Origin of the sequence: Actinophytocola sp. (genome assembly GCF_035634895.1) — a bacterium.
Taxonomy (GTDB): domain Bacteria; phylum Actinomycetota; class Actinomycetes; order Mycobacteriales; family Pseudonocardiaceae; genus Actinophytocola.
In genome coordinates, this window is the sequence record NZ_DASQCC010000072.1 from 21289 (window position 1) to 27714 (window position 6426).

Here is a 6426-nt window from a genome sequence, read left to right on the forward strand (position 1 = left end):
GTCCTCCTACTTGATGGCGAGCGCGTTCGGCGGGGAACCCACGCCACCGACGAGGTAGAGCGGCTTGCACGTCAGGAAGAACTCGTGCACCCCGTCGGCCGCGCAGTCGGCGGCGAGGTCGTCGAGTTTCCACAGCTCGCCCATGGCCATCCCGAGGAGCGCGATGAGCGGGCGGTGCAGCATCCCGCTGTGGTCCACCCCCCGTTCCGGCGGCTTCTCGCCGGGGAGCCGGAAGTCCGACTCGATCACCGGGTCGGCCTCGACGGCCGGGGTGTCGCTCGCGACGAGCGCGATCTCGTGGTCCCAGAGCCAGCGCAGGACCGACTCGCGCTGCGCCAGCCCTGGGGATCGGTTGCGCCGGTTGAACTCCACGCGTTCCTCGGCCGACTTCGCGACGTAGTTCTCCGCCCATCCGGTGCGCAGCAACACCATGTCGCCGCCCCGCCAGGACACGCCCTGGCGGCGCGCGACCCGCTCGAGCAGGTCCTCGTCGAACGCGATCGTCTGCTCGCAGTCGTAGGGCAGGCCCTCCTCGGTGAAGAACCGGGCGACGTCGAGCAGGACGCCGCGGCCGGCGATGCCCGACTCCGCCCAGTTGTGGATGCCCAGCCGGGTCGAGCTCTCGTTGTTGTCCTCGGCCGCGAGCCCGCCGTAGAAGCCGTGCTCGGGGTGTCCGATGTGGCGCAGGGCGTCGAGCTGTGAGGTGGACTGCAGGTAGAACGAGTCCAGCCAGTCGTCGCGGTGGAACTCGTTGTTGGCGAAGACATGGTGTTCGGTCCGGGGTCGGGTGCCCGTCGGGTACGGCTCGAAGGCGTTGACCGGATGGTCGAGGTTGAACCGGCGCCCGGTGCGGACCAGCCGGGCCGCCGAGGCGACGCGTTCCGGGGTGAGGAAGTTGATGGTGCCGAGCTGGTCGTCGCGCCCGAAGACGTCCCAGCTCGAACCGGCCACCTCGGCGCGCGTCAACTCGTCATAGGTCGGCAACACGTTTTCCTTCTCTGCCGCCGCCCATCTTGTCGCTGAGGGCGGCGGCTGTCTGCAGGAGCTTGGTCAGGTGCAGCGATCCCGGTGACACGTCGGCCATCTGGTCCGCCCCGAGCAGCGCGACGGTCGCGCAGATGCCGTACTCGTCGAACACGGGTGCGGCGGCGGCGAAGAGCCCGCCGGCGTGGCTCACGAGGCTGTACCCGTTGCGCCGTGCCATGAAGACGCCCGCCTCGACCTCGGCCCGCTTGGCGTCCGACACGCCTTCGGTGACCCGGGCGAACGTCTGGTCGTCCAGGTTCGCCAGGAAGACCCGGATCTGGGCCGAGGTCAGGTCGAGTTCGGACCCGCGGTGGACGGTGACGACGACCGTGCGGCTGACGTCCTCGTCGACGAGCGACACGATCGGCCCGCGCGCGCCCCACACGGCCAGCACCGACGTGGTGCGCGCGGCGGCCCGCAGGTCGGCCAGGTACGGCGGCGCGACGTCGAGCACGCGCCGCCGTGTCAGGGCGTGCATGCCCAGCTGGAGCATCAGCCCGCCCAGGACGAACGTGCCACGCCGGCGTCCACGCTCCAGAATGCCGGCGCTCACGAGCGAGGCGCAGTACCGGTAGGCCGTGGTCCGGTTCAGACCGAGCCGCTCGGCCACGTCCGCGGCCGTCAGGTCGGTGGTGTGCGGACCGAAGAGCGCGCAGATCTGCCCGACCCGCGCGACCGCCTGGATGTCGGAGCCGGTCGTGTCAGCGCTCGAGTCTGTGTTCGCCATGGCGTAACCGTAGTTCACATGGAGAACAAGGTTTGCCGGACGGGTGTCGTCATCTCAGCCCACCAACCAGTTGTTGAGCTTGGTCGTGACCGCGTCGAAGTTCTTGGCGTACCAGTCGATGTCCTGGATCACGGTGTCGCCGGTATTCACCGGGCCGTAGACCTCGACCAGCTTGCCGCTGTCGGTCAGTTCGGGCTTGGCCTTGAGGTTGACCGGTGCGGTGCCCAGCAGTTCGGAGACCTTCGCCGACGACTCGGGAGACATCACCGACTCCAGGAAGTCCTCCGCGGCCACCTTGTTCTTCGAGCCGCGCGGCACGGCCAGCCCGTTGACCGAGACCACGGTCTTGTCCCACACCAGCTTGATGTTCTTCTTGTCGTTCAGCAGCGCGATGATCCGCGAGTCGGCGAGCAGGAACATGTCGACCTGGTCGGCGCCGACCGCCTGCTGCAGCGCGCCGACGTTGGGCGCGAACAGCGTGTCGCCGCGGATGGTCGCCCACTTCGCGAGCGCCCTGTCCACGTCGAGCGGGTACAGCTTGTCCGGACGGACGCCGTCGGCGAGCAGCGGGTACTCGAGGATGCCGTTCTGCAGGTTGGTGATCACGCCCCGCTTGCCGGGGAACTTCTTGGCGTCGAAGAAGTCCTTCACCGACTTCGGCGCCTTGGCCGGGTCGGGGAACTTGGCGGCGTTGTAGCCGAAGATCGTGGCGTTCGCGAAGTTGCCGACGTAGCAGTCGCCGACGCCCTTGTCGACGTAGTCCTTCCGGTCGAGGTCGGGCAGGTCGAGCTTCTCGAAGAGCGTGCCGCAGTTCTGCTGGGCGGCGGCCGGCGCGACGGAGACGACGTCCCACTGGACCGCGCCGGCCATGACCTGCGCCTTGACCTGCGCGACGTCCGCGGGCGAGGTGTTGACGAACGTGACGTTGGGATGTGCCGCGGTGTAGGGCTCCTGGAAGGCCTTGATCTGCCCCTCCTGACCGGTGCCGCCGTAGGAGACGTAGGTGAGCTGCACCGGGCCGTTGCCGGTCGTGCCGCCGCTGGTGCCGCCGGTGGTGCCGGAGTCGCCGGTGCCGCAGGCGGTGGCGAGTACCGCCGCCGCGGTGAGGGCCGCGCCGGTCAGCGCGGATCTGGTTCTGGACGTCATTGTCTTACCTCTGTTCGGTATGAGAACTGCAGAGTCCTTGCTGTGTCTGGACACGACGGTGTCGGATCGCCGGCGGCGTCCACTCCGGTCATGCCGCGACGACCCGCTGTGCCCGTGGCCGCCACCACGCCACGAGGTCGTCACCGATCGCGTAGTCGCCCTGGATCGCGCTGACGCGTGCCCGGCCGGGCACCCGCGGCGTGCCCAGGGCGAGGAGCAGCGTGCGGTAGGAACCCAGGTACTCCACGTCGCGGACGGTCGCCGCGACGGCGTTGGCGCCGGCGGGCAGGTCCGCGCGCTGCCGCACGACCCCGACGTCCTCCGGCCGCACGACGATCGCGGCGCGTTCGGTCACCCCGGGATGCTTGGCGATGGTGTCCGGGTCGACCGCCCAGCGCTCACCGTCCCACCCGGCCTGGTCCCCGACCCCGCCCGAGCCCAGCTCGAAGACGTTGGAGTCACCCAGGAACCGTGCGGTGAACAGGGTTTCCGGCTCGGTGTAGAGCTGTTGAGGCGTGCCGACCTGCTCGATGTGCCCGTTGTCGAACAGCGCGACGCGGTCGGAGAGGGTCATGGCCTCCTCCTGGTCGTGGGTCACGAAGACGAACGTGGACCCGACCTCGCGATGGATCCGCCTGATCTCCCCCTGCAGCGCCGACCGCAGGTTGCGGTCGAGCGCGCCGAGCGGCTCGTCCAGCAGGAGCGCCCTGGGCTCGAAGACGATGGCGCGCGCCAACGCCACGCGCTGCTGCTGCCCGCCGGACAGCTGCGCGGGGTGGTCGCCGTCGCGGCCGGTGAGCTGCACGAGCGCCAGCACGTCCGCGACCCTGGCGGCGATCGTGCGCCGGTCCATCCGGCGTTCCCGCAGCGGGTAGGCGACGTTCTGCGCGACCGTCATGTGCGGGAACAGCGCGTAGTTCTGGAACAGCATGCCGAGGTTGCGCCGGTGCGGCGGCACGTGCCCGACATCCGCCCCGTCGAGCGAGATCTCACCCGCGGTGAGGGTCTCGAAGCCGGCGATCAGGTTCAGCGTGGTCGTCTTGCCCGAGCCGCTGGGGCCGAGCAGGGTCATGAACTCGCCGGGCTCCACCGTCAGCGAGACGTCGTCGACCGCGGGCGTGGCGTGCCCGAAGTCCTTGGTGACGTTCGTGAGGCGGATGCGTGTGCCCTGACCGGTGCCCGCCGGCCCGCCGGCCGAGGCAGGCCTCCCCGGTTCGCCTGATCTCCGCGATGTCATCGTCATGGCTCTCCTAACGGCGGCGGCGCCGGCCGCGAAGCAACTGGGGCAGAAGGAAGATGAAGGTCACCGCGACGACCATCAGGCTCGACGCGGCGGAGATCGTCGGGTCGATCTCGACGGTGACGCTGTTGTACATCTGCACGGGCATTGTCTGGAACAGCGGCGAGCGCAGGAACAACGCGATGACGACCTCGTCGAACGAGACGATGAACGCGAAGATCGCGCCGGTGAGGATGCCCCGGCTGATCAGCGGTATCGTCACGCGCGCGAACGTCCGCGCCGGCGAGGCACCCAGCGAGGCGGATGCCTTCAGCAGCCGCGGGTCCAGGCCGCCGAGCGCGCCGGTGACCGACACCAGCACGTACGGCACGGCGATGGCGGTGTGCGCGAGCACGTAGCCGGTCACCGTGCCGGTGAGCTGCCAGCCGAGGAACGCGATGTACACCGCGATCGCGACGACGATCGCCGGCGCCACGATCGGCACCATCAGCAGGGTGCGCACGAGGCGCGCGACGCGTCCGTCCAACCGGGACAGTGCGACCGCGGCCGCCGTGCCGGTGGTCGTGGCCAGCAACGCGGTGAGTGTGGCCACCAGGAAGGAGTTGCCGAGCGAGTCGAGCCAGACGGGGTTGGTGAAGAAGTTCTCGTACAACCGCCAGGAGAAGCCCGTGGGCGGGAACTGGAACGTGGTCGAGGTGGAGAAGCTCATCGGGATGACGAACAGCGTCGGCAGGATGAGGAACGCGATGACGAGCCCGCCGAGAGCCTTGAGCCACCACCCGATGGGGTCGACCTCGCGGTAGCGTTTCCGGGGCGCCGACCTTGCCGGGGGCGAGGTCACCGTGCTGGTCATCGACGCTCCCTCGGTTGACCGGTCGCGACCACGCCGATCGCGGAGACCGTGCCGCCCACCCGGTTGGCCCACGCCACGAGGGCGAGCGTGACGACGAGGACGACGACGCCGAGCGCCCCCGCCGCGGCGAAGTCGAGCAGGATGGTGGTGCGTTGCGCGAGCAGTTGGGCGACGAGCGACTCCTGCGGCGACCCGAGCAGCGCCGGGGTCACGTAGAACCCGAGGCTGAGGGTGAACACCAGGATGCCGCCCGCGACGACACCACCGCGGGACAGCGGCCAGTAGACCTTCCAGAACGCCGCGGTGGGGGACGAGCCGAGCCCGCGGGCCGCGAGCAGCAGCCTCCGGTCGATGCCGCCGAGGGTGCTGTACAGCGGCAGCACCATGAAGGGGAGCAACACCTGGGTCATCGCGACCGTCACGCCGGCGGTGGTGCCGTACAGCACGACGTGGTCGGCGCCGAACAGCGCGAACAGGCTCTGCACGGGCCCACCGTCCTGGAGGATGACGATCCACGCGAAGTTGCGTGCCATCACCGAGGTCCAGAACGGGATGAGCACGACGATGAGCAGGATGCCGCGGGCCCGCGGCCCCACCCTCGTCATCAGGTACGCGTACGGGTACCCGAGCAGCAGTGCGGCCAGCGTGACGGTCGCCGCGGTCCTCGCCGTCCGCCCGAGCACCCGCAGCGTCACGCCGTCGGTGAACAGGTGCTGGTAGTTCGCCAGTGTCCAGTCCGGGGTCGAGACGCTGTTGACGAGCGTCTTGCCCAGTGGCACCAACAGGATTCCGGCCAGCAGTGCCAGCGCGGGTACCAGCAGGAGCCAGCTCGACCACCTGGTCCCGCCGATCCTGACCGAGGACATCGGTGTCCCTCCCAACTTCTGTGGCTAACCGCGGCGTCCGAGGTGGACGGTCACGCGGGCTCGTCCTCGAGCCCCAGCAGGAACGCGGGGTTGGCCGCGACCATCCGCCGTATGTCCTTCTCGGACACTCCGTGGTCCAGCAGCGCGCCGACGAGGTAGATGTAGCCGTCGACCGGCAGCGGGTTGCCCTGCTGGCCCAGGTCGGAGGAGATGACCGTCCGTTCCGGCCCGACGCGGCCGATCCAGTCCACCAACTGCTCGATGGGCCAGCCGATGGCGGTCACCTCGGGGTGGTACATCGCGATCTCGTGCTCGACGAACGCGCCGAACCGCAGCAGTTCCTCGATGTCCTGCTCGGAGGCGCCGACGATGAAGTCGGGGTGCTGGACGAGCAGCCGCCGCACGCCCTTGCGCTCGGCGACCTCGAAGAGGGCCGTCATCGACGTGGTGTCCAGGTGGCCGCCGGTGAGCAGCGCGCCGGTCTCGGCGACGATGTCGACGACCGCGACCGTGTCGGCCGAGACCGCTCCCGACCCGTCGAGGACCGACACCTCGTGTTCGAGGAGGT

The 6426-nt window shown here is 69.7% G+C and carries 7 protein-coding genes; all 7 read right to left on the reverse strand.

The features are described 5' to 3' along the window. Positions 1-6: 6 nt before the first annotated feature. A complete protein-coding gene (locus VET29_RS10400) occupies positions 7-987 on the reverse strand; it encodes a cyclase family protein (RefSeq protein ID WP_324918295.1) in 981 nt (326 codons plus the stop codon). After that, the gene (locus VET29_RS10405) at positions 971-1753 is read right to left on the reverse strand and encodes an IclR family transcriptional regulator (RefSeq protein WP_324918298.1); all 783 of its coding nucleotides are present in this window, start codon (positions 1751-1753) and stop codon (positions 971-973) included. Before VET29_RS10405 ends, VET29_RS10400 begins: the two co-directional genes overlap by 17 nt. A 54-nt stretch (positions 1754-1807) precedes the next feature. After that, positions 1808-2899: an extracellular solute-binding protein gene (locus VET29_RS10410; RefSeq protein WP_324918302.1), complete on the reverse strand. Its 1092-nt coding sequence runs from the start codon at positions 2897-2899 to the stop codon at positions 1808-1810. 88 nt (positions 2900-2987) lie between these two features. Continuing rightward, on the reverse strand, positions 2988-4142 hold the full coding sequence (locus VET29_RS10415) for an ABC transporter ATP-binding protein (protein WP_324918305.1): 1155 nt from the start codon (positions 4140-4142) through the stop codon (positions 2988-2990). A 7-nt stretch (positions 4143-4149) separates the two neighbouring features. Then, on the reverse strand, positions 4150-4992 hold the full coding sequence (locus VET29_RS10420; protein WP_324918308.1) for an ABC transporter permease: 843 nt from the start codon (positions 4990-4992) through the stop codon (positions 4150-4152). After that, positions 4989-5858 (reverse strand): ABC transporter permease, encoded by an 870-nt coding sequence (locus VET29_RS10425; RefSeq protein ID WP_324918311.1) that lies wholly within the window; start codon positions 5856-5858, stop codon positions 4989-4991. Before VET29_RS10425 ends, VET29_RS10420 begins: the two co-directional genes overlap by 4 nt. Before the next feature lie 50 nt (positions 5859-5908). After that, positions 5909-6426, reverse strand: a 518-nt coding sequence (locus VET29_RS10430) for a DUF6282 family protein (protein ID WP_324918314.1), incomplete at its 5' end; no start/stop codon positions are given.

Bases quoted from the DNA above. Each gene is read 5' to 3' on its own strand.
- VET29_RS10405 (WP_324918298.1), bottom strand. From the start codon at position 1,753: ATGGCGAACACAGACTCGAGCGCTGACACGACCGGCTCCGACATCCAG.
- VET29_RS10410 (WP_324918302.1), bottom strand. From the start codon at position 2,899: ATGACGTCCAGAACCAGATCCGCGCTGACCGGCGCGGCCCTCACCGCG.
- VET29_RS10415 (WP_324918305.1), bottom strand. From the start codon at position 4,142: ATGACGATGACATCGCGGAGATCAGGCGAACCGGGGAGGCCTGCCTCG.
- VET29_RS10420 (WP_324918308.1), bottom strand. From the start codon at position 4,992: ATGACCAGCACGGTGACCTCGCCCCCGGCAAGGTCGGCGCCCCGGAAA.
- VET29_RS10425 (WP_324918311.1), bottom strand. From the start codon at position 5,858: ATGTCCTCGGTCAGGATCGGCGGGACCAGGTGGTCGAGCTGGCTCCTG.